The following is a 21,602-nucleotide window of genomic DNA, read 5'->3' on the forward strand; positions in this document are numbered from 1 at the left end:
ACACACCCAATGTAGGCCCCCTGCCGCCGCTGTGCGCGATGACCGGCCATCCGGTGCGTGAACCGGGGAGCCGAGCAGGCTCGGCGAAGTCTGGTGCGGTGCGGCAGCGCCCCGAAGGGGCGCTGGGGTCCCCCCGGACGGGGTCTGGGGGTGGGGGCACCTCCCGGACGAAGTCCGGGGGAGGACTGCTCGGCCGGCCCCGACGGCGCCGCAGCGAACCGACTGCACATCGCGGCACTTCCGGCGGAGCGCTCAGGTCTGGGCGGGCACTCCGGTCAGCGCGGTGACCACCGGGTCGAGGGCCTGCTGGATCTCGTCGCCGATGCTGCGGAAGTAGGTGATCGGGGCGCCGTAGGGGTCGTGCACCTCGTCGGCCTCGTCGCTGGGCGCCAGCAGCCAGCCGCGCAGCGCGGCCGCCGCCCGCACCAGCGCGCGCGCCCGCTCCACGACACCGCCGGCCTCCTCCGGGTCGGGCAGCGTCGCCGGGTCTATGGCGCGCACCAGCCGGGTGAACTCCTTCAGCGTGAAGGTGCGCAGGCCGGCCGAGTGGCCCATGGAGATGACCTGGGCGCGGTGGTCACGGGTGGCGGTGAGGACCAGGTCGGCGCGGATGACGTGCTCGTCCAGCAGCTCGCGGCCGATGAAGCCGGCCGGGTCGGCGCCGAAGTCGGCGAGCACGGTGGCCGCGTGCGCCTCCATGGGGGCGCCCTCGTGCCCCCAGGTGCCCGCGCTCTCCACGATCAGACCGCTGGTCCGGGTGGAGCCGAGGCGGTGGCTCAGGGCGTGCCTGGTCAGCCGCTCGGTGATCGGCGAGCGGCAGACGTTGCCGGTGCTGACGTGGAGGATGCGGAAGGTGGTGTCGCCCGTGTCGCTGTCGTGCCGTCCCGCTATGCCACGCCCCTGCGGGGCGGTCAATTGGCCACCTCAAGGTCGGGTACGACCTCGCGCAGCTGCTCGGCGCTGAGCGCCCCGGCGCGCAGCAGCACCGGCACCTTCCCGGTGACGTCGACGATGGAGGAGGGCACGTCGGCGGGGGTCGGGCCGCCGTCGAGGTAGACGGAGACGGAGTCGCCGAGCATGCCCTGGGCGGCGTCGCAGTCCTGCGGGGCCGGATGGCCCGTCAGGTTGGCGCTGGAGACGGCCATCGGCCCGACGTCGGTGAGCAGTTCGATGGCGACCGGGTGCAGCGGCATGCGCACCGCGACGGTGCCGTGCGTCTCGCCGAGGTCCCAGGTGAGCGAGGGCTGGTGCTTGGCGACCAGGGTGAGGGCGCCGGGCCAGAAGGCGTCGACCAGCTCCCACGCCTGCTCGGAGAAGTCGGTGACCAGCCCGTGCAGGGTGTTCGGCGAGCCGACCAGGACCGGGGAGGGCATGCCGCGGCCGCGGCCCTTGGCCTCCAGCAGGTCGCCGACGGCCTCGGCGTTGAAAGCGTCCGCGCCGATGCCGTAGACGGTGTCGGTGGGCAGCACGACCAGCTCGCCCCGGCGGACGGCGGACGCGGCCTCGCGCAGACCGGTCTTGCGGTCGGTCGCGTCACCGCAGTCGTATCGCCGTGCCATCAGCGGTCCTCCTCGTTGGGGGTCATGGTCATGGGGAGTTGTGGGGACCGTGTCGTGACGCTCACGGCATGGCCTTGCGTGCGGTGGCGAAGCGGGGCCGGTTGTTCAGGTCCGGATGGTCGGCCGCGTCCGCCCAGCCCTGCTCCTCGGCGAAGATCCACGGCACCTGGCCGCCCTGGGTGTCGGCGTGCTCGATGACGACGACACCGCCGGGGCGCAGCAGCCGGTGGGCGGTCCGCTCCAGGCCGCGGATCGTGTCCAGGCCGTCCTCCCCGGAGAACAACGCGAGTTCGGGGTCGTGGTCGCGGGCCTCCGGGGCGACATACTCCCACTCGGTCAGCGGGATGTACGGCGGGTTGCTGATGACCAGGTCGACCTGGCCGTCCAGCTCCGGCAGCGCGGTCAGCGCGTCGCCGTGGTGCAGAACGACGCGAGACCCCTCGACGTTCTTCCGGGCCCACTGGAGGGCGTTGTCGTCCAGCTCGACGGCGTGCACCCGGGACCGGGGCACCTCCTGGGCGAGTGCGAGGGCGATGGCACCGGAGCCGGTGCACAGGTCGACGATGAGCGGCTCGACGACGTCCATCGCGCGCACCGCGTCTATCGCCCAGCCGACGACCGATTCGGTCTCCGGGCGGGGCACGAACACCCCTGGCCCGACCTGGAGTTCCAGGTAGCGGAAGAAGGCACGGCCGGTGATGTGCTGGAGGGGCTCGCGGGCCTCGCGGCGCGCGATGGCCTCCCAGTAGCGGGCGTCGAAGTCGGCATCGGCGACCGCGTGCAGTTCACCCCGCTTGACGCCGTGCACAAAGGCGGCCAGCTCCTCCGCGTCGAAGCGCGGAGAGGGCACGCCGGCGTCGGCCAGCCGCTGGGTGGCTTGCGCCACCTCGGCGAGCAGCAGGTTCACGATGATCCTCTCGCGTCGTCGTCACGGCCGTCCCGTGGTCCCCAGGCGTGGCCCGGGGTTCCGTCCGGGCGGAGCGGGCGGCAGCCCGTCTTAACGATTCTCTCAGCCCCGCGGCTCCGCGCCGGTCAGCTTCCGTCGCCGGCGGCGGCCAGCTTGGCGGCGGAGTCGGCGTCCACGCACGCCTGGATCACCGCGTCCAGCTCGCCGTCGAGCACCTGGTCCAAGTTGTACGCCTTGAAGCCCACCCGGTGGTCCGAGATCCGGTTTTCCGGGAAGTTATAGGTGCGGATCTTCTCCGAGCGGTCGACGGTGCGGACCTGGCTGCGCCGGGCGTCCGCGGCCTCCTGCTCGGCCGCCTCCTGCGCGGCGGCGAGCAGCCTGGAGCGCAGGATACGCATGGCCTGCTCCTTGTTCTGGAGCTGGCTCTTCTCGTTCTGGCAGGAGGCGACCACACCGGTGGGCAGGTGGGTGATGCGCACCGCGGAGTCGGTGGTGTTCACCGACTGACCGCCGGGGCCGGAGGAGCGGTAGACGTCGATCCGCAGGTCGTTGGCGTTGATCTCGACGTCGATCTCCTCGGCCTCCGGGGTGACGAGGACACCGGCGGCGGAGGTGTGGATGCGGCCCTGGGACTCGGTGGCGGGCACCCGCTGCACGCGGTGCACACCGCCCTCGTACTTCAGCCGCGCCCAGACACCCTGGCCGGGCTCGAGCGCGCCGTTGCCGCCCTTGGTCTTCACCGCGACCTGGACGTCCTTGTAGCCGCCCAGCTCGGAGTCGGTGGAGTCGATGATCTCGGTCTTCCAGCCGACGCGCTCGGCGTACCGCAGGTACATCCGCAGCAGGTCACCGGCGAAGAGCGCGGACTCGTCGCCGCCGGCGCCGGCCTTGATCTCCAGGATGACGTCCTTGTCGTCGCTGGGGTCGCGCGGGACCAGCAGCAGCCGCATCCGCTCGGTGAGCTCCTCGCGCTGCTTCTCCAGCTCCTTGACCTCGGCGGCGAAGTCCGGATCATCGGCGGCGAGCTCGCGCGCGGCCTCGATGTCGTCCCCGGTCCGCTTCCAGGAGCGGTAGGTGCCGATGATCGGGGTCAGCTCGGCATAGCGCTTGTTGAGCCTGCGGGCTTCTGCCTGGTCCCCGTGGACGGCGGGGTCGGCGAGCCGCTTCTCGAGGTCGGCGTGCTCACCGACCAGCTCTTCGACTGCCTCGAACATCTGCTTTTCCTAGCGGGAGTGTGTGCGGTGACGGGCCTGCTGGACGACCTGCTGGATGGCCGGCGGATGACCGGCTGGACGACAAAGCGCCGGTCCGGTCGCCCAGCCGGAACTGGGTGACCGATGACCGGCGCGATGTGGGTCGCTACTTCTTGGCGGACCCGGCGTGCTTGCCGAAGCGGGCCTCGAACCGCGCCACACGGCCACCGGTGTCGAGGATCTTCTGCTTGCCCGTGTAGAACGGGTGGCACTCGGAGCAGACGTCGGCACGGATGGTGCCGTCGGCGACGGTGCTACGAGTGGTGAACGAGGCGCCGCAGGTGCAGCTGACCTGCGTCTCGACGTACTCCGGGTGGATGTCGCGCTTCAAGGGTTTCTCCTATGACTCGGGAGGGCGCCGGGTCGACAGGCCGATTGCCTGACGTGAACCGGGGCCGACGTACCAGTCTGCCAGGACTGGCCGTATCCCCCAAAACCGGGGGTGGTGCGGAGTTATTCCCGGCCCGCGCGGACGACCCTCCCGGCGTCGACCTCCTCCGCCGCCGAGCCCCGGGTGGCGGACTTCGGGATCGGCCGGTCGGCGCGGAGCGCCCGCCAGATCCGCTTCGCCTTGGAGTCGATCGGCCGCACCCGGTTGGGGTCGGTCCGGTCGTAGGCCACCGGCAGCGTGACCATGCGCATGTCGTTCGACTCGATGCCCTTGAGCCCCTTGGCGAAGTCGAGCAGCTTGTCCACCGAGGCCAGCTCGGAGTCGGTGGTGAGGGCCTTGGTGGAGGCGTCGGCCAGGCCGAAGAGCTTCGTCGGGCTGCTGAAGAGTCCGACGCCCTTGATCTGGTCGATCAGCGCCTTGATGAACGCCTGCTGGAGCTTGATCCGGCCCAGGTCGCTGCCGTCGCCCACGCCGTGCCGGGTCCGCACCAGCCCGAGGGCCTGCTCGCCGTTGAGGGTGTGCTCGCCGGCGGGCAGATACAGGTGGCTCTTGCGGTCGTGTATCGGCTTGGTGGTCGTCATGTCCACGCCGCCGAGCTCGTCGACCAGGTTCCGGAAGCCGGCGAAGTCGACCTCCAGGTAGTGGTCCATCCGGATGCCGGTCATCGATTCGACGGTCTTGACCGCGCAGGCCGGGCCGCCCGTCTCGTAGGCGCTGTTGAACATCGCCCGGCGGGCCGCGGGGACGGTCTCGCCGCGCTCGCCCGCCTTGCCGGTCTTGGCGCACTCCGGCCGCTTGACCAGCGTGTCGCGCGGGATGGAGACGATCCCGGCTCGCTGACGCCCCTTGTAGACGTGCACGACCATCGCGGTGTCGGAACGGGCGGTGCCCTCGTCCTCGCCGTACTTGCGGTTCTTGCCGGCGCGCGAGTCGGATCCGAGGACGAGGATGTCCATCGAGCCGTTGTCGACGTCCTTGGGGCGGTCACGGCCCAGGGCCGAGTTGATGTCGACGCTGGAGAGGTTCCCGTTGAAGCGGAAGTAGAGGTAGCCCAGACCTCCGGCGCCCAGGATCAGCAGGCCCGCCAGCGTCCACACGGTCACCCGGAGGGCCCTGCGCCCTCTGCTGTTGCTCTCGTCGGCCATGTGCTCCTCTGTTCTCGACGCCCAGGCTCCCTGCCCTCACGGTCAGGCGTGATGTCGCTTTGTCGGTTTCGCCGACTGATGAGACGGCGAGGTGAGCGCCGGGGTTGCGCGCGGCCCGGATTCCGCGGTGTCGCCAAGAGGTGTCGCAGCGGTGTGGCAGATCTCAGTGATCGTACGGCCGAGGGCCCCGCTGTCGGTGACAGCGGGGCCCTCGGGCGGAAACATCAGCAGGTCAGTCGCCGTTCCCCGGGGTCGGGGTGGTCTTGGCGATCTGCATCAGGAACTCCGCGTTGGACTTCGTCTGCTTCATCTTGTCCAGCAGCAGCTCGATGGCCTGCTGGGAGTCGAGCGCGTGCAGCACCCGGCGGAGCTTCCAGACGATGCTCAGCTCCTCCGGCGCGAGGAGGATCTCCTCCTTGCGGGTGCCGGACGGGTCGACGTCCACGGCCGGGAAGATGCGCTTGTCGGCGAGCTTCCGGTCGAGCTTGAGCTCCATGTTGCCGGTGCCCTTGAACTCCTCGAAGATCACCTCGTCCATGCGCGAGCCGGTCTCGACCAGCGCGGTGGCCAGGATGGTCAGCGAGCCGCCGTCCTCGATGTTCCGCGCGGCACCGAAGAACTTCTTCGGCGGGTAGAGCGCGGTGGAGTCGACACCACCGGACAGGATGCGGCCCGAGGCCGGGGCGGCGAGGTTGTACGCACGGCCCAGACGGGTGATCGAGTCCAGCAGGACGACCACGTCGTGACCCAGCTCGACGAGACGCTTGGCGCGCTCGATGGCCAGCTCGGCGACGGTGGTGTGGTCCTCGGCCGGGCGGTCGAAGGTCGAGGAGATGACCTCGCCCTTGACCGACCGCTGCATGTCGGTGACCTCTTCCGGACGCTCGTCCACCAGGACGACCATCAGGTGGCACTCGGGGTTGTTGCGGGTGATCGCGTTGGCGATCGCCTGCATGATCATGGTCTTACCGGTCTTCGGCGGGGCCACGATCAGACCACGCTGGCCCTTGCCAATCGGCGAGACCAGGTCGATGATCCGGGTGGTCAGCGCGCCCGGGTCGCTCTCCAGGCGCAGCCGCTCCTGCGGGTACAGCGGGGTGAGCTTGCCGAACTCCGGTCGCCCGCGGCCGGTTTCGGGCGCCATGCCGTTGACCGAGTCGAGGCGGACCAGCGCGTTGAACTTCTCGCGCCGCTCGCCCTCGCGGGGCTGGCGGACCGCGCCGGTGACGTGGTCACCCTTGCGCAGGCCGTTCTTGCGGACCTGGGCGAGGGAGACGTACACGTCGTTCGGGCCGGGCAGGTAGCCGGAGGTGCGGATGAAGGCGTAGTTGTCGAGGATGTCCAGGATGCCCGCGACGGGGATCAGGACGTCGTCCTCGGCCACCTGCGGCTCGCCGGCGCCGAACTCGTCGCGGCCGCGGCGGCCACGCCGGTCGCGGTAGCGGCCGCGGCGGCCACGGCGGCCACCCTCGAAGTCGTCGTCCTCCTCGGCACGCGGCTGGCCCTGGGCGCGGCCGTCACGCTGCTGGCGGCCGCCCTGCTGGCCGTCCTCGCCCTTGCCGCCCCGGCGGTCGCCACGCTCACCGCGCTCACCACGCTCACCGCGCTCGCCACGCTCACGCTGACCGCGCTCACGGCGCTCGCCCTTCTGGCCGCGCTCGCCGCGCTCACCGCGCTCGCCCTTGGCGGCCTTGCCCTCGGCGGTGTCGACCGCGGCCTCGGCCTTGGTCTCCGGCCGGGCCTCGACCTTCACGTCGGTCGCGGCTTCCGCCCGGGCCTCGGTGGCCTCGGGGCTGCCGGTGGGCGCGGTGGCCCGACGGCGGCGGCGCTCGCCGGCCGGCTGCTCCTCGCCGGTCTCGGCCGACACCTTGGACGGCTGGCCCGGGATGTCGATCTGCTGCTGGCCGGTGGCCTTCTCGGCGGCCTTCTCCGGCTTCGCGGCCTTCTCCGGCGCCGCCTTGCCGGCCGCGTCCTCACCCGTACGGGTCCTGGAGGTGGTCCGGCGCTTCGGCTTGGTCGCGGCCTCGGCGGCGGCCGCCCCCGCGGTGGCGTCGGCGGGCTTGGCGGTGCCGGCGCCCCCGGCCTGCTTTTCCTTGATGACCTCGATCAACTGGCTCTTACGCATCCGCGCGGTGCCCTTGATGCCGAGGCCGGAGGCAACCTGCTGGAGCTCGGCCAGGACCATGGCGTCAAGGCCGGTGCCCGAGCGGCGCCGCTTGGGCGCAGCACCGGTGGCAGGCGCGGCGGGAGCGTCCGTGGCGGGCGCGGCGGCATTGCCGACGGAACTGTCGGCGGTCACGCCCATCAGATCGGTGGTGTCGCTCACGAAGGGTCCTTCCCTGGAGCGGGCGTCGGCCTGTCTGGCTCGGCGACCGGTTGTGCTGTCCGGCTGAGGTCTGTGTCGTGCGGACCGGGCCGGGGCGGTGGTCCGCCGGGGTGCGGCGGAAAGATCAATTCATGGTTCCGGCGGGACGGCAAGACTTTCATGGAGGTCCGTCACGCCATTTCCGGAGCGTGCTCGAAACTGCTCAGGCAGGCTGCTCAGGCAGTCGGGGAGGCTCCCGGAAGAAGGGTGGTCCCGGAGGGGGACACTGATGCACTTCGCCTGCGAGGCCATTCACCATCGGCATCGCGAGGCTTCATGTGCAGACTTGAGGTTAACACTACCGGATCCAACAAACATTCCCCCTCTCAAAGACCGGCTGTCGCGTTCCGCGCCGGGACGGGCCCGCCCCGGCGCCGCGGTGTCAGGCCAGCGGCAGGACGCTCGCCCCCTGGGCGTCGAGAGTCAGCCGGTTGGCCGCCCACCCCTCGCCCGCCAGCAGCGCGACCTTCTCGGCCGCACCGTCCTCGACCAGCGCGAGGACCGTGGGCCCGGCGCCGGAGATGACCGCGGGGACCCCGTCCGCGCGCAGTCGGTTGACCAGGGCCAGGCTCTCCGGCATCGCCGGAGCGCGGTACTCCTGGTGGAGCCGGTCCTCGGTGGCCGCCAGCAGCAGCTCGGGACGCCTGGTCAGGGCCTCCACGAGCAGGGCGGCGCGGCCGGCGTTCGCCGCCGCGTCGACGTGCGGTACGGACCGCGGGAGCAGCCCGCGCGCGGTCTGGGTCAGCACCGGCTTCCCGGGCACGAAGACCACCGGAATGATGGAATCCACCGGATCCATCCGGACGGCCCGAGCGGCGCCGGCGTCCGTCCAGGCGAGGGTGAAGCCACCGAGCAGGCAGGCGGCGACGTTGTCCGGGTGGCCCTCGATCTCGGTGGCCAGCTCCAGCAGCGCCTGGTCGTCGAGCCGCTCGGCGCCGCCTATCGTCACGGCGCGGGCGGCGACGATGCCGGCGCAGATGGCGGCGGAGGAGGAGCCGAGGCCGCGGCCGTGCGGGATGCGGTTGGCGCACACCACTTCCAGACCGCGCGGCTGCCCGCCGAGCAGGTCGAAGGCGGTGCGCAGGGACCGTACGAGCAGGTGGCTCTCGTCCCGCGGGAGGGTGTCCGCCCCCTCACCCGCGATGTCGATGTGCAGGCCGGAGTCGGCGACCCGGACCACGACGTCGTCGTAGAGCCCCAGGGCCAGGCCGAAGGCGTCGAAGCCGGGGCCGAGGTTGGCGCTGGAGGCGGGAACGCGCACCCGGACGGCGGCGGCGCGGAACGCTGGACCGGCCATCGCTCGATGACTCTCCTTGGTGTGACAGCGGTTTTTTTCGAATCCGAAGAGGTACGGAACACCGCCGAGGGCCGTGAACCGAGATACGGCGACGCGCGCAGACATGACACCGGCCGGGTCTCTGCGTCGGGGCGGATTCAGTACAGCCTATCGAAGGTGGGTTCTGCCGCGACACAGGGCGCACGGGAGGCGCACGATGCGTGTCGCACGCCTCCCGTGCTTCTGTCCGAAAGTCGACGCTGTTGACCCGGCGTGTCGCCGCGCTTGGCGGCCTTCGAGGCGGCCGGGCGGCCGGTGCGGGGCGGCGGCCCCGCACCGGCCGCGCCGGTCAGGCCAGGCCCAGGCGGGCGGCGGCCGCGGCGGCGTCCACCGGGACCGGGACGGCCTGCGGGGCGCCCGCGACGGCCCAGTCCGGGTCCTTGAGGCCGTTGCCGGTCACGGTGCAGACGATCCGCTGCCCCGGGTCGACCTTGCCCTGCTCGGCGGCCTTGAGCAGGCCGGCCACGCTGGCCGCGGAGGCGGGCTCCACGAAGACGCCCTCCTGCGCGGCGAGCAGCCGGTACGCGGCGAGGATCTGACGGTCGGTCACCTCGTCGATGAGGCCGCCGGATTCGTCGCGGGCCTGCTCGGCGAAGGACCAGGAGGCCGGGTTGCCGATCCGGATGGCGGTCGCGATGGTGTGCGGGTCCTTGACCGGCTCGCCGCGCACGATGGGTGCCGAGCCGGAGGCCTGGAAGCCCCACATCCGGGGCGTACGGGAGGCCAGGCCGTCGGCGGCGTACTCCTTGTAGCCCTTCCAGTAGGCGGTGATGTTGCCCGCGTTGCCCACCGGCAGCACATGGATGTCCGGCGCGTCGCCGAGCATGTCGACGATCTCGAAGGAGGCCGTCTTCTGCCCCTCGATCCGGGCCGGGTTCACCGAATTGACCAGCGCCACCGGGTAGTTCTCGGACAGCTCGCGGGCCAGCGTCAGGCAGTCGTCGAAGTTGCCGTCGACCTGGAGGATGCTGGCGCCGTGCACCAGCGCCTGGCCGAGCTTGCCGAGCGCGATCTTGCCCTGCGGGACGAGCACGGCACACACCATCTGGGCGCGCACCGCGTAGGCGGCGGCGGAGGCGGAGGTGTTGCCGGTGGAGGCGCAGATGACCGCCTGGGCACCCGCCTCCTTGGCCTTGGTGATGGCCATGGTCATGCCGCGGTCCTTGAAGGACCCGGTGGGGTTGGCGCCCTCGACCTTCAGGTGCACCTCGCAGCCGGTGCGCTCGGAGAGCACCTGCGCCGGCACCAGCGGGGTGCCACCCTCACGCAGCGTGACGACCGGGGTGGACTCGCTGACCGGGAGGCGGTCCCGGTACTCCTCGATGATGCCCCGCCAGCCGTGCCAACGGGAGCCGGTCATTCGGGCGGAATCTGCAATAGCGTTCATGTTTCCTCTGGCTCCTGATCCCCGGACGCGCCTTATTCGCCTTCGACGCGCATGATGCTGGCGACGTCGCGGACGGTGTCCAGGCTGCGCAGCGCCTGGACCGTCGCCGAGAGCGCGGCGTCGGCCGCGCGGTGGGTGACGACCACCAGCGACGCCTCGCCGTCCTTGCCCTGCTGCCGCACCGTGTCGATGGACACCCCGTGCTCGGCGAAGACCGTGGCGACCTGCGCCAGCACACCGGGCTTGTCGGCGACGTCGAGGCTGATGTGGTAGCGGGTGACCACCTCGCCCATCGGGCTCACCGGCAGCCGGGTGTACGCGGACTCCCCGGGCCCGGTGGCCTCGGCCAGCTTGTTGCGGCAGACGGCGACGAGGTCGCCCAGGACGGCGGAGGCGGTCGGCGAGCCGCCCGCCCCGGGTCCGTAGAACATCAGCTGACCGGCGGCCTCGGCCTCGACGAAGACCGCGTTGTACGCCTCGCGGACGGAGGCCAGCGGGTGGCTGAGCGGGATCATCGCGGGGTGCACACGGGCGGTGACGGACCGGCCGTCGGCGGCGCGCTCGCAGATGGCGAGCAGCTTGATGGTGCAGCCCATCTGCTTCGCGGAGGCGAAGTCGGCGGCGGTGACCTCGGTCATGCCCTCCCGGTACACGTCGTCGAGGCGCACGCGGGTGTGGAAGGCGATTCCGGCCAGGATCGCGGCCTTGGCCGCGGCGTCGAAGCCCTCGACGTCGGCGGTGGGGTCGGCCTCGGCGTAACCCAGCGCGGTGGCCTCGTCCAGCGCCTCGGAGTATCCGGCGCCGGAGGTGTCCATCTTGTCGAGGATGAAGTTGGTGGTGCCGTTGACGATGCCCAGGACCCGGTTGACCTTGTCACCGGCGAGCGACTCGCGCAGCGGCCGCACGAGCGGAATGGCTCCGGCCACCGCCGCCTCGTAGTAGAGGTCGGCGCCGTGCTCGGTGGCGGCGGCGTGCAGCGCCGCCCCGTCCTCGGCCAGCAGCGCCTTGTTGGCGGAGACCACGCTCGCGCCGTGCTCGAAGGCGGTCCGGATGAGGCCGCGGGCGGGCTCGATGCCGCCGATGACCTCGATGACCACGTCGATGTCGCCGCGTTTGACCAGCGCGGTGGCATCGGTGGTGATCAGCTCCGCGGGCACGCCCTCGCGCACCCGCCCGGGACGCCGGACCGCGATCCCGGCCAGTTCGACCGGGGCGCCGATCCGGGCCGTGAGGTCGTCCGCGTGCGTCGTCATGATGCGCGCTACCTCGGAGCCGACCACTCCACAGCCCAGCAGCGCCACTTTCAGCGGACGCGTACGCATCATCCGACCTCGTTTCTCATCCATCAGGTGGTTCACCAGTCTCACTCACCGGACTGGGCTTTCCGTGCCCTGGTCCAGTATTCGAGATTTCTTGCTACCCGACGTCGAGACGGAGGAGGTCTTCCTCGGTCTCGCGCCGGACGATCACTCGCGCCTCGCCGTCCTTCACCGCGACAACCGGCGGGCGCAGCGCGTGGTTGTAGTTGCTCGCCATGGAGCGGCAGTAGGCGCCGGTGGCCGGCACCGCGAGCAGGTCGCCGGGTGCCAGGTCGGCGGGGAGGAAGGCGTTCCGCACGACGATGTCGCCGGACTCGCAGTGCTTGCCGACGACCCGGGCGAGCATCGGCTCGGCGGCGGAGGTCCGGGAGGCCAGCGCGACGGAGTACTCGGCGTCGTAGAGCGCGGTGCGGATGTTGTCCGACATCCCGCCGTCCACGCTGACGTACGTGCGCAGCCCCGGCAGCTCCTTGACGGTGCCGACCTCGTAGAGGGTGAAGGCGGTGGGTCCGGCGATGGCCCGGCCGGGCTCGACGGAGAGCCGGGGCACCGCGAGGCCGGCCCCCTGGCACTCGCGGGTGACGATGTCCCGCAGCCCCTTGGCGATCTCGTGCGGCTCGCGGGGGTCGTCCTCGGAGGTGTACGCGATGCCGAGGCCGCCGCCCAGGTCGATCTCCGGCAGCTCGACGCCGTGCTCGTCCCGGATCTCCTTGAGCAGGCCGACGACCCGGTGCGCGGCCACCTCGAAGCCGGAGGTGTCGAAGATCTGCGAGCCGATGTGGGAGTGGATCCCGACCAGCTCCAGCCCGTCCAGGGTCAGCGCCCGGCGCACCGCCTCGGCGGCCTGGCCGTCGGCCAGGGCGATGCCGAACTTCTGGTCCTCGTGGGCCGTGGCGATGAACTCGTGGGTGTGCGCCTCGACGCCGACGGTGACCCGGATCTGCACCCGCTGGCGAGTGCCGAGCCGCTGGGCGATGTGCGCCACCCGCACGATCTCCTGGAAGGAGTCGAGCACGATCCGGCCGACCCCGGCCTCGATCGCCCGCTCGATCTCCGCGGCCGACTTGTTGTTGCCGTGCAGGGCGATGCGCTCGGGCGGCATCCCGGCCGCCAGCGCGCAGGTCAGCTCACCCGGGGAGCAGACGTCGAGGTTGAGCCCTTCCTCGTGCAGCCAGCGGACCACGGCCCGGGACAGGAAGGCCTTGCCGGCGTAGAACACGTCGGCCTCGTCGCCGAACGCCTCCCGCCAGGCCCGGCAGCGGCTGCGGAAGTCGTCCTCGTCGAGGAAGTAGGCGGGCGTGCCGAACTCCTCGGCCAGGGCCCGGACATCCAGTCCGCCGACGGTGACGGCGCCCTCCGCGCCGCGGGTGACGGTCTTGGCCCACACCTTGGGGTCGAGCTCGTTGAGGTCGGCGGGCGGGGCGGTGTAGTGGCCGTCGGGCAGCACATCGGCGTGGCGGGGTCCGGCGGGGTGGGCGGAACGGCTCATCTCGTAACTCTGCTCTCTCGGATCTCTCAGAGAAATTCGGGTGCGCTGATGCCGAGCAGGGACAGGCCACCGGCGAGCACCGTCCCGGCGGCGTCGGCGAGAGCCAGCCGGGAGCGGTGGGCGGCCGAGGGTTTCTCGTCACCGCGCGGCAGCGGCGGGCAGGCGTCGTGACAGCGGAAGAAGGCGTCGGCGAGGGCTTCGAGGTGGCGCGCGAGCCGGTCGGGCGCACGGTGCCGGGCGGCGGCCTGGAGGACGCGCGGATACTCGCCGAGCAGCCCGATGAGCTCGGCCGCGGCGGGCTCGGCGTAGGCGCCGCCGTCCGTCGTCGCGCCGCTGCCGGTCTCGACGCCGGTATCGATGGGGATCTCGACGGTGGTCTCGATGCCCAGATCGCGGGCGTTGCGCAGCAGTGCCCGGGTGCGGGCGTGCGCGTACCGGATACGGAAGAGCGGGTTGGCCTCGCGCTGTGCCAGCAGCCGGGCCGGGTCGAGCACCGGGGCGTCCGGCGCGGCGGGCCGCAGCAGCGCCCAGCGCGCCGCGTCCTCACCGAGCAGCCCGAACACCTCCCCCGCGTCGCGGGCCATCGCCCGCACGCGCACCCGCTCGCCGCCGGCGCGCAGTGCTTGGTCCGGGGCGCTCGGTGCGTGGTCCGGCAGGGCTCCGGCGACCGCTCCCTGCGCGAGCAGCAGCCTGACGACGGTCTCGGTCACGACCTGGGCGCGCAGCTCATCGGCGGGCGCGAACCACACCTCCTGACCCGCGAGACCGGTCCCGTACCCGAAGCGGGGGCCCTGGCTCCGGATGGCCCGCACCAGCTCGGCGCGGTCCGCCCCGGCCACCGTGAAGTTGAGGAAGCCCGGCCCGGTGATCTCGACGCGGCCGATGCCGGGGAGCCCGGCCACCCGGGACCGCAGGATCTCCGCGACCTCCCGGGACGGCAGCCCGGCGGGCCCGGCCAACTTCAGCGCGATGCTGCTCGCGTAATCCCCGCAGCCACCCGGCCGCGCCCGCTCCACCTGCGCCTTCTCGGGCACCGGCACGCGCAGGGCACCCTCCGCGACCGCGCGATGCACGGCGTGCAGCACGGAACGGGACAGCTGAGCGGGGGTCACGGGACAAGCGTATGGGAGAGAGGGGGTACCTCCGCGAACCGGTTTCGCTCCTCGGGACGACTCGGGGACGCAGAGGCCGACCCGAACCTCAGCCGGTGGGGCCGACGACCGGGGCCGCGTCCCCCGCCGCGGCCGCACCGGGCAGCTCGCGCCCCTGCGCCCCGCTCATCAGCTCCCGCACCAGCCGGACCAGCGCGACCGGCTCGAACGGCTTCTCCAGGAACGCGTCCACCCCCGCCGCCCGGCCGCCCTCGAACTCCGGCGGCGAGCAAGCGCTGATGATCGCCACCGGGACGTGGCGGGTACGCGCGTCGGCGCGCAGCAGCGCGGCCGTGTGCCAGCCGCCGAGCCGCGGCATCACGACATCGAGGGTGATCACATCGGGCCGGACCTGGTGCACGATCTCCAGACACTCGGCACCATCGGCCGCGGTCACGACCTCGAAACCCTCAAGCTCAAGGTTGACCCTGATCAGCTGCCGGATGACCTTGTTGTCGTCGACCACAAGGACCCGGCCGGTCATGCCAGGCACACTCGAAGAGTAGGCGCGCCGCCAGGGCCGCGTCCGGGTTTTGCCCACTTCCGCCACGTGCGGGGGACCTTCGGCCGACCTCGGTCCGCAGCCGCCTCGGGTGCGGTAAAGAAAGCGCTCACTGTCCGGCGGCTGCCTGCCGCGGATACACGTTCCTGATCACCCCCGAGAAGCTGGTAGTGTTCTACCCGTCGCCGCGAGAAGCAGCGACGAAGCCCCCGTAGCTCAGGGGATAGAGCAACGGCCTCCGGAGCCGTGTGCGCAGGTTCGAATCCTGCCGGGGGCACCTCGTAGTAGGTGCCACAAGACCCCGCCGTCAGCGGAAACGCTGATCGCGGGGTCTTTGCGTATGTGCGCGGCGAGCCGGTGCGCCGAGGAGCCTTCCATCCCTTCCGGCCGGCTGTCGTTCGATGGCTGTCACACTCCGCCGCCGCGATACGTCATGGCGGTGAGGAGGGCATGACCCCTTGGTGTCGGGCCGGGGGTCGGCGGACGCTGGTCGGCGTCGTCGTCGCATGCGCGGGTCCGGATCCCCCGACCGGTTTCGCGGTCACATGGGTCGACGCCGACCAGTTTGTCCCGGTTCAAGGGGAACAGACGGGCCGTCAGGTGGCGGCCCACTCATCGAAGGGCCGAGGGCTTTGGGGTGGGTATGCGGGAGTTTGTCCGGGGCTCGATCACCCGGCACTCTCCAACTCATTGCCCAAATCGGACTTTTGGCACCTCATGCGCTTATGGCGGGCGCTGGTGACCGAGGTCACGGAATACCGAGTAAACCTGTGGCGGGTCGTGGCACCCCGGACACATTCCGTCAGTTTCGTCACGGGGCGCTTTTCCCTGGCGGCGGTCTGCAAGATCTCCATTTCGTTGCGGAAGAGATCCGGAGCGCAGCGTGACATAAAGCAGCGGTAATTTCCGGAATTGATCTGCGATGGATCTTCTGCCCATGTCACGCAGCTTGTGGCGGGGAAATTCTTCTGATTACGGTGGCGCCCGCTCCCACAGCAATCACTGCTCAGGGGCCCGAAGCCGGAGCGCCTAATCCTGCCGCCGGCGGAGGAGTAACCACGACGCATCACGGCGGGAGCGGGGGAACCAGGTAAGTGCCGAACCGCGCTTCAGTGCGGCCGGCTTGGGGTGAAGACGCGTTTGCGGCGTGCAGGTTGCCGCTCGTCACGCGGCCGGGCAACTCCAGCCCGAACCCGACAGCTCACCTCGCAGGCGTAGGAGAGGAAAACCCCTATGTCTGCACGCGGACGCCATCGTCGCTATAACCCGGGCCGAATTGCCAAGGTTTCCCTCGCACTTGCCGCGGGTGGCGCCGGTGTGGCCCTTCCGTTCGTCGGTGCCACCTCGGCGAACGCCGCCTCCGTCGACACCTGGGACAAGGTCGCGGAGTGCGAGAGCACCAACAACTGGAGCATCAACACCGGCAACGGTTTCTACGGTGGCCTGCAGTTCACGCAGTCCACCTGGGAGGCCTTCGGCGGCCTGGACTACGCGCCGCGCGCCGACCTGGCCACCAAGGACCAGCAGATCGCGATCGCCGAGAAGGTTCTCGCCGAGCAGGGCCCGGGTGCCTGGCCGGTGTGCTCGGTGAAGGCCGGTCTCGCCCAGGGCGGCCCCGCCCCCCTCATCGCCCCGGACGGCGCGAAGCAGGAGGCGGCCCCCGCCCCGGCGAAGCCCGCCGCCCCGGCCCCGGTGGCCGCGCCCAAGGCCGGTCCGAAGCACGCGAAGCCCGCCGCGCCGGCGCAGGAGAGCGCGTACACCGTGGTCAGCGGTGACAGCCTCTCCAAGATCGCCACCGCCCACGACGTGGACGGCGGCTGGGAGGCCGTGTACGAGGCCAACCGCGAGGTCGTCGGGGACGACCCGAACCTGATCTTCCCGGGCCAGCGGCTGTCGCTGAACGGCCAGGGTCCCAAGCACGCGGCTCCCAAGCACGCCGCGCCGCGGCACGCGGCCCCCAAGCAGGAGGCCCCGAAGCCCGCCGCGCCGGCGCAGACCGCGACCCCCTCCACCTCCGGCTTCACCGCCCCGGTGAACGCGCCCATGGGCACCCCGTACCACCAGGCCGGTAGCGCCTGGTCCAGCGGCTACCACACCGGCGTCGACTTCCCGGTCCCGACCGGCACCAGCATCAAGGCCATCGGTGCGGGCGAGGTCGTCTCCGCCGGCTGGGGAGGCGCCTACGGCAACCAGGTCGTCATCCGGCACGCCGACGGCAAGTACAGCCAGTACGCGCACCTGTCCTCGCTGACCGTCTCGGCCGGCCAGACCGTGACCGGCGGCCAGCAGATCGGCCTCTCCGGCACCACCGGAAACAGCAGCGGCCCGCACCTGCACTTCGAGGTCCGCACCAGCCCGGACTACGGCTCGGACATCGACCCGCTGGCGTACCTGCGCGCCCACGGCGTCAGCATCTGAGCACCGGCACGCGTCACGGCGCGGCTCGACCCTGAGCGTCGCTTCGTCGAGCCTGAGCGTCGCCTAGCAGCCGAGGTTTCCTCGTCGCCAGGGGTTCCTCATGGCCGAGGGCTCCTCATGGGCGAGGGTTCCTCATAGCCGAGAAGGTGCCCGGCTTCCCGCCATCGCGCGGGAGGCCGGGCACCTTCGGCGTTTCCGGGGCCTGACAGGGGGCGGCCGAGCGCGGGCGGTGGTCAGCCGTCCTCGGGGAGGCTCTCCCAGGCGTCGCCCTCGCCGCGCAGCTCGTACCCCTCCGCCTCCGCGATGGACCGGGCGTGCGCCCGGCTGCGGAGCGGGACCTCATGGCTCTCGCTCATGACCTCCGCGTGCACGCCGGCGCGATCGGCCACCGCCTCGATCGCGTGCGTCTCATAGATGACGCGCCCCGGCTCGGCGGTGCTCCAGACCACGTACATACTCACTGCCATCGGGCTCACTCCCCGGACACGAGTCCCCTGCCATCAGGATCCCACTCGGCAGGCCCGACCTCCCGCCCGTTGCGCCATCCAGGCGTTTCGCGGCCGGCCGGGCGGAGCGTCTGCGGCGCCCTCCTGCCGCCCTGCCCGGGGGCTGCGCCCTGCCCGGGGCCGGCGGCCTCCCCGGTGCCCGGCTGCCTCCCGGGGTCTGCGCCTGCGCGGGGTCTGCGCCCTCCGGGGCAGCGTCCGGCGAGGCGGCGTCCGGTGGCGACGATGCTGCCGGTACGGCCCGGAATGCGAGTGGATCACCACCCTGAGTGGCCTGCCGAGCGTCCGGCCCCGTACCGTCCGTCATGAACAGGCAAGTCCGGCCGGGCACATGGCACCGGGCCGGAGTGAGGGGGATGTACACGATGACGAGCAACGCCGGCGCGTGGCTGCAGCGATTCCAGCCGGCCGTGGAGAGCGACGTGCGGCTGGTCTGCTTCCCGTACGCGGGTGGGTCGGCCGGCTACTACCTGCCGATGGCGCGGGCACTGGCCCCGGAGATCGAGGTGCAGGCGGTGCAGTACCCGGGGCGGCTGGACCGCTACCGGGAGCCGTGCATCGGTGACCTCGGGGAGCTCGCCGACGCCGTCTTTCCCGCGATCAGTGGCCTGACCGACCGGCGCCTGGCGCTCTTCGGCCACAGCATGGGCGCGGTGCTGGCGTTCGAGGTAGCGCTGCGGCTGGAGGACCGGCTCGGGGTGAAGCCCGAGGTGATCTTCGCCTCCGGGCGCCGGGCGCCGTCCCGCTACCGGGACGACGAGGACGTCCATCTGCGCGACGACGCCGGTGTGGTGGAGGAGCTGAAGTCCCTGGGCGGGACCAACGCGGCGGTGCTGAAGAACCCGGAGCTGCTGGAGATGGCGCTGCCGCCGCTGCGCGCCGACTACCGGGCCATCGAGACCTACCGGTGCGCGCCCGGCGCGGCGGTGAGCTGCCCGGTGGTGACGGTGACCGGTGCGGAGGACCCGAAGGTCACCGCGGACGAGGCCCGCGACTGGGAGAAGCACACCACCGGTGAGTTCGAGCTGGTGACGCTGGAGGGCGGGCACTTCTTCCTCACCGAGCAGGTGCCCGCGGTCACCGAGCTGGTCGCCGCCAGGCTGCGGCAGCGCTGACCGCTCGCCTGGGGCGAGGCCGGCCTCGGGCCGGGGCATCAGGGACGGCCTGAGGCCGCCCCCGGGGCCCCGGCGCGGTCAGGCACCGTCCGCGGTGGGCGCAGTGGCCGCGGTGGGCGCGGTGGGCGCGGGGCGGCGGCTCGGGAGGGTCGCGATGAGGAGTGCCAGGGCGGCGAGCGCGCCGCCGCTCCACATCACGCCGGAAAGCGTCGTCCGGTCCGCGGCCTGCCCGCCCAGGAGCGCGCCGAGCGCGATCGCCAGGTTGAACACGCCGACGAAGAGGGCGGACGCCGCCTCGCGGGCCTGCGGGGCGGCGTCCAGCACCCAGGTCTGGCTGCTCACCGACACCCCTCCGTACGCCACCCCCCACAGCACCAGCAGCGCGGTGGCGCCGGCCGTGGTCCGGCCCGCCACCGGGACCAGCAGTTCGGCGGCGGCGACGAGCGCGCACAGGGCCATCATGGTGCGGCGCGGATCCCGGTGCGCCGTCGAGCCGGCCAGGAAGTTCCCGCCGATGCCGGCGACGCCGTAGCACAGCAGCAGCGTGCTGATCAGGCCGGAGCCCACCCCGGAGACGTCCTCCAGTACCGGCCGCACATAGGTGTAGGCGCCGAAGTGCCCGGTGACCAGCAGCAGGGTGACCAGCAGTCCGGCCCGCAGCCGAGGTATCCGGAACAGCCCGGGCACGTCCCGCAGCCGCACCGACGCCCCGGCGGGCAGCGGTGGGAGCAGCAGTGCCATGGCCACGAGCACGGCCAGGGCGAGCGCCCCGACCAGCGCGAAGGCGATCCGCCAGCCGACGAGGTCGCCGATCAGCGTCCCGGCGGGCACGCCGAGCACCGACGCGATCGCGACCCCGCTGAAGATCAGCGAGGTGGCGGTGGAGACCGACCGCTCGGGCACCAGCCGCACCGCGAGGCCGCCCGCGATCGACCACACGCCGCCGATGCTCACGCCCACCAGCACGCGGGCGAGGAGCAATACGGCGAAGCCGGGCGCGAGCGCGGAGACCAGGTTGGCGACGGCCAGCAGCCCCATCAGTCCGCAGAGCACCAGCTTCCGGTCCAGCCGGCCGACGGCCGCCGTCAGCAGCGGTGCGGAGAGGGCGGCCACGAGGCCCGGAACGGTGAGCGCGAGCCCGGCGGTGCCGTCCGAGACGTCGAGGGTGGAGCCGACGGAGGTGAGCAGGCCGACCGGCAGCATCTCGGTGGTGACGACGGAGAAGATCCCGACGGCCACGGCGAGGACGGCCGGCCAGCCGGGGGTTCCGGTGGGTCCGGTGGTCCCAGCGGACCCGGCGGACCCGGCGGACCCGGCGGTCCCCGCGGGGGATCCGGTGGGGGATCCGGCGGTCTGCGGGTGGTCGGAGTGCGGGAGCGGAGGGGTGACATGAGGGCTGTTGGGCATGTTTCCAGCGAACAGCCGTGCGTTGGGGGGAACAACGCCGAAGCTCTCACCCTTCTATGAGTGACACTCATCGATCGCGCGTGGCGGCTGAAAGTGCCACGCCGCACCAGGAACGGCGTGGCGCCGAGGAGTGGGCAGGGAGGGCGTGTGGCAGGCGGGGGCGGCGGTCTGGAGATCCGCGAGCTGGAGTGCTTTCTCGTGCTCAGTGAGGAGTTGCATTTCGGCCACGCCGCCGAGCGGCTGTATGTGTCGCAGAGCCGGGTGAGCCAGCTGCTGCGCTCGCTGGAGCGGCGGATCGGCGCCATGCTGGTGGAGCGCACCAGCCGCCGGGTGCGGCTGACCCCGCTCGGCGAGCGGTTCCTGGCCGAGGTGCGCCCCGCGTATGCCGCGCTGTGCCAGGCGGTGGAGTCGGCGCGCGGCTCGGCGCGCGGGCTGGAGGGGCGGCTGCGGCTCGGTTTCCAGGGCACCGCCGACGAGCGGGTGCTGGGCATGATCACGGACTTCCGTGACCGCTATCCCCACTGCGAGGTGGACACGGTGGAGATCCCGCTGGGCGATCCGTTCGGCTCGGTGCGCGGCGGGGCGGTGGACGCGGCCATCGTCTGTCTGCCGGTGGCCGAGCCGGACCTGGTCCTGGGCCCGTCGTTCTCCCGGCAGCCGCAGACGCTCGCGGTGTCGGTGCGGCACCCGTTCGCCGGCCTCCCCTCGGTCGACGCGGAGCAGCTCGCGGACTGCCGGCTGATATCCCCGGCGGGTCCCGCGCCGCGGTACTGGCGGGAGTTCATGGCCCCGACCCGCACTCCGGGCGGGCACCTGGTGGAGCGCGGGCCGGAGGTGCACACCGTGCAGGAGGGGCTGACCTCGGTCGCGGCGGGCCGGGGCGCGATGTTGTTCTGCGCGCCCACCGCGCTGTACCACGGGCGTCGCGACATCACGTTCGTGCCGGTGGAGGGGCTGCCGGAGTCCACGCTGGGGTTGGTGTGGCGGCGGGCGGACGAGACCGAGCGGGTACGCGCCTTCAGCCGGGTGGTGGCCGACCGGACCGCCCCGGCCCCGACCGCCTGACGGCCCGTACGGTGCACGGCCGTGCGGCACGCGGCCATGCCCTACGCGCCCGTGCCGTACGCCGCCGGACCACACGCGGCCCGTACGGTACGCGGACCACCCCGGCCCGGGCCCGTCCCGGCCGGGAATCTCCGCGGACGGCACGTCAAGCCGCTGCCCCTGCACAGACGGCACGTCAGGCCGTCGCCCGTACGCGGAAAGCACGTCAGGCCATGGCCCCTTTTCCCGGCATAGGTGCCCCGTTCCCCGCATAAAGGGACACACGCCGCACCGCTTGCTAAATTCCCGTC

Annotated in this window: 18 protein-coding genes, 1 tRNA gene and 1 riboswitch; of the genes, 4 read left to right on the forward strand and 15 right to left on the reverse strand. The window is 72.1% G+C overall.

Going from position 1 to position 21,602, the window contains the following annotated elements; genetic code table 11:
• Nucleotides 1-252: 252 nt before the first annotated feature.
• The 13 genes from AC4BDD_RS08555 to AC4BDD_RS08615 form a co-directional block, all read right to left on the reverse strand.
• Complete coding sequence (locus tag AC4BDD_RS08555) at nucleotides 253-915, reverse strand: arsenate reductase/protein-tyrosine-phosphatase family protein (RefSeq protein WP_490690377.1); 663 nt, start codon at nucleotides 913-915, stop codon at nucleotides 253-255.
• Nucleotides 912-1,559, reverse strand: a complete 648-nt coding sequence (locus AC4BDD_RS08560; protein ID WP_490690378.1) for an L-threonylcarbamoyladenylate synthase — start codon at nucleotides 1,557-1,559, stop codon at nucleotides 912-914. The genes AC4BDD_RS08555 and AC4BDD_RS08560 overlap by 4 nt, the downstream gene beginning before the upstream one ends.
• Before the next feature lie 61 nt (nucleotides 1,560-1,620).
• Nucleotides 1,621-2,466 (reverse strand): peptide chain release factor N(5)-glutamine methyltransferase, encoded by an 846-nt coding sequence (gene prmC, locus AC4BDD_RS08565; protein ID WP_490690379.1) that lies wholly within the window; start codon nucleotides 2,464-2,466, stop codon nucleotides 1,621-1,623.
• A gap of 125 nt (nucleotides 2,467-2,591) precedes the next feature.
• Nucleotides 2,592-3,680, reverse strand: a complete 1,089-nt coding sequence (prfA, locus tag AC4BDD_RS08570) for a peptide chain release factor 1 (protein WP_490690380.1) — start codon at nucleotides 3,678-3,680, stop codon at nucleotides 2,592-2,594.
• A gap of 145 nt (nucleotides 3,681-3,825) precedes the next feature.
• Nucleotides 3,826-4,050, reverse strand: a complete 225-nt coding sequence (gene rpmE, locus AC4BDD_RS08575; RefSeq protein WP_135339212.1) for a 50S ribosomal protein L31 — start codon at nucleotides 4,048-4,050, stop codon at nucleotides 3,826-3,828.
• Between the two features lie 122 nt (nucleotides 4,051-4,172).
• On the reverse strand, nucleotides 4,173-5,255 hold the full coding sequence (locus AC4BDD_RS08580; protein WP_490690381.1) for an LCP family protein: 1,083 nt from the start codon (nucleotides 5,253-5,255) through the stop codon (nucleotides 4,173-4,175).
• Between the two features lie 232 nt (nucleotides 5,256-5,487).
• Nucleotides 5,488-7,581 (reverse strand): transcription termination factor Rho, encoded by a 2,094-nt coding sequence (gene rho / locus AC4BDD_RS08585; RefSeq protein WP_490690382.1) that lies wholly within the window; start codon nucleotides 7,579-7,581, stop codon nucleotides 5,488-5,490.
• Between the two features lie 421 nt (nucleotides 7,582-8,002).
• Nucleotides 8,003-8,917: a homoserine kinase gene (gene thrB, locus AC4BDD_RS08590; RefSeq protein WP_490690383.1), complete on the reverse strand. Its 915-nt coding sequence runs from the start codon at nucleotides 8,915-8,917 to the stop codon at nucleotides 8,003-8,005.
• 328 nt (nucleotides 8,918-9,245) lie between these two features.
• Nucleotides 9,246-10,316 carry a threonine synthase gene (gene thrC, locus AC4BDD_RS08595; protein WP_490690384.1) on the reverse strand — a complete coding sequence of 357 codons (1,071 nt, stop codon included), beginning with the start codon at nucleotides 10,314-10,316 and terminating at the stop codon, nucleotides 9,246-9,248.
• Nucleotides 10,317-10,375: 59 nt separating this feature from the next.
• Nucleotides 10,376-11,668 carry a homoserine dehydrogenase gene (locus AC4BDD_RS08600; RefSeq protein ID WP_490690385.1) on the reverse strand — a complete coding sequence of 431 codons (1,293 nt, stop codon included), beginning with the start codon at nucleotides 11,666-11,668 and terminating at the stop codon, nucleotides 10,376-10,378.
• A 91-nt stretch (nucleotides 11,669-11,759) separates the two neighbouring features.
• Nucleotides 11,760-13,151 (reverse strand): diaminopimelate decarboxylase, encoded by a 1,392-nt coding sequence (gene lysA / locus AC4BDD_RS08605; protein ID WP_490690386.1) that lies wholly within the window; start codon nucleotides 13,149-13,151, stop codon nucleotides 11,760-11,762.
• Between the two features lie 26 nt (nucleotides 13,152-13,177).
• A complete protein-coding gene (gene nrtL / locus AC4BDD_RS08610; protein ID WP_490690387.1) occupies nucleotides 13,178-14,263 on the reverse strand; it encodes an ArgS-related anticodon-binding protein NrtL in 1,086 nt (361 codons plus the stop codon).
• Nucleotides 14,264-14,351: 88 nt separating this feature from the next.
• Complete coding sequence (locus tag AC4BDD_RS08615) at nucleotides 14,352-14,786, reverse strand: response regulator (protein WP_490691710.1); 435 nt, start codon at nucleotides 14,784-14,786, stop codon at nucleotides 14,352-14,354.
• 223 nt (nucleotides 14,787-15,009) lie between these two features.
• Here AC4BDD_RS08615 and AC4BDD_RS08620 point away from each other — a divergent pair.
• Together AC4BDD_RS08620 and AC4BDD_RS08625 are read left to right on the forward strand one after the other, a co-directional pair.
• Nucleotides 15,010-15,081 (forward strand) — tRNA-Arg (locus tag AC4BDD_RS08620).
• 772 nt (nucleotides 15,082-15,853) lie between these two features.
• Nucleotides 15,854-16,034, forward strand: a riboswitch (cyclic di-AMP (ydaO/yuaA leader).
• Nucleotides 16,035-16,037: 3 nt separating this feature from the next.
• Nucleotides 16,038-17,222, forward strand: coding sequence for a transglycosylase family protein (locus AC4BDD_RS08625; RefSeq protein ID WP_490690388.1), 1,185 nt, complete (start codon nucleotides 16,038-16,040; stop codon nucleotides 17,220-17,222).
• 233 nt (nucleotides 17,223-17,455) lie between these two features.
• Here AC4BDD_RS08625 and AC4BDD_RS08630 read toward each other — a convergent pair whose 3' ends face one another.
• On the reverse strand, nucleotides 17,456-17,689 hold the full coding sequence (locus AC4BDD_RS08630) for a hypothetical protein (RefSeq protein ID WP_490690389.1): 234 nt from the start codon (nucleotides 17,687-17,689) through the stop codon (nucleotides 17,456-17,458).
• Nucleotides 17,690-18,090: 401 nt separating this feature from the next.
• Here AC4BDD_RS08630 and AC4BDD_RS08635 point away from each other — a divergent pair, with 401 nt between their 5' ends.
• Nucleotides 18,091-18,840: a thioesterase II family protein gene (locus AC4BDD_RS08635; protein WP_490690390.1), complete on the forward strand. Its 750-nt coding sequence runs from the start codon at nucleotides 18,091-18,093 to the stop codon at nucleotides 18,838-18,840.
• A 78-nt stretch (nucleotides 18,841-18,918) separates the two neighbouring features.
• Here AC4BDD_RS08635 and AC4BDD_RS08640 read toward each other — a convergent pair whose 3' ends face one another.
• Entirely contained in the window at nucleotides 18,919-20,247 is a 1,329-nt protein-coding gene (locus tag AC4BDD_RS08640; protein ID WP_490690391.1) for an MFS transporter, read from the reverse strand.
• Nucleotides 20,248-20,394: 147 nt separating this feature from the next.
• On the opposite strand from AC4BDD_RS08640, the gene AC4BDD_RS08645 reads away from it, so the two are divergent.
• Nucleotides 20,395-21,312 (forward strand): LysR family transcriptional regulator, encoded by a 918-nt coding sequence (locus tag AC4BDD_RS08645; protein ID WP_490690392.1) that lies wholly within the window; start codon nucleotides 20,395-20,397, stop codon nucleotides 21,310-21,312.
• Nucleotides 21,313-21,602: the final 290 nt, after the last annotated feature.

It is taken from the genome of Streptomyces sp. JLBT605 (assembly GCF_058215555.1).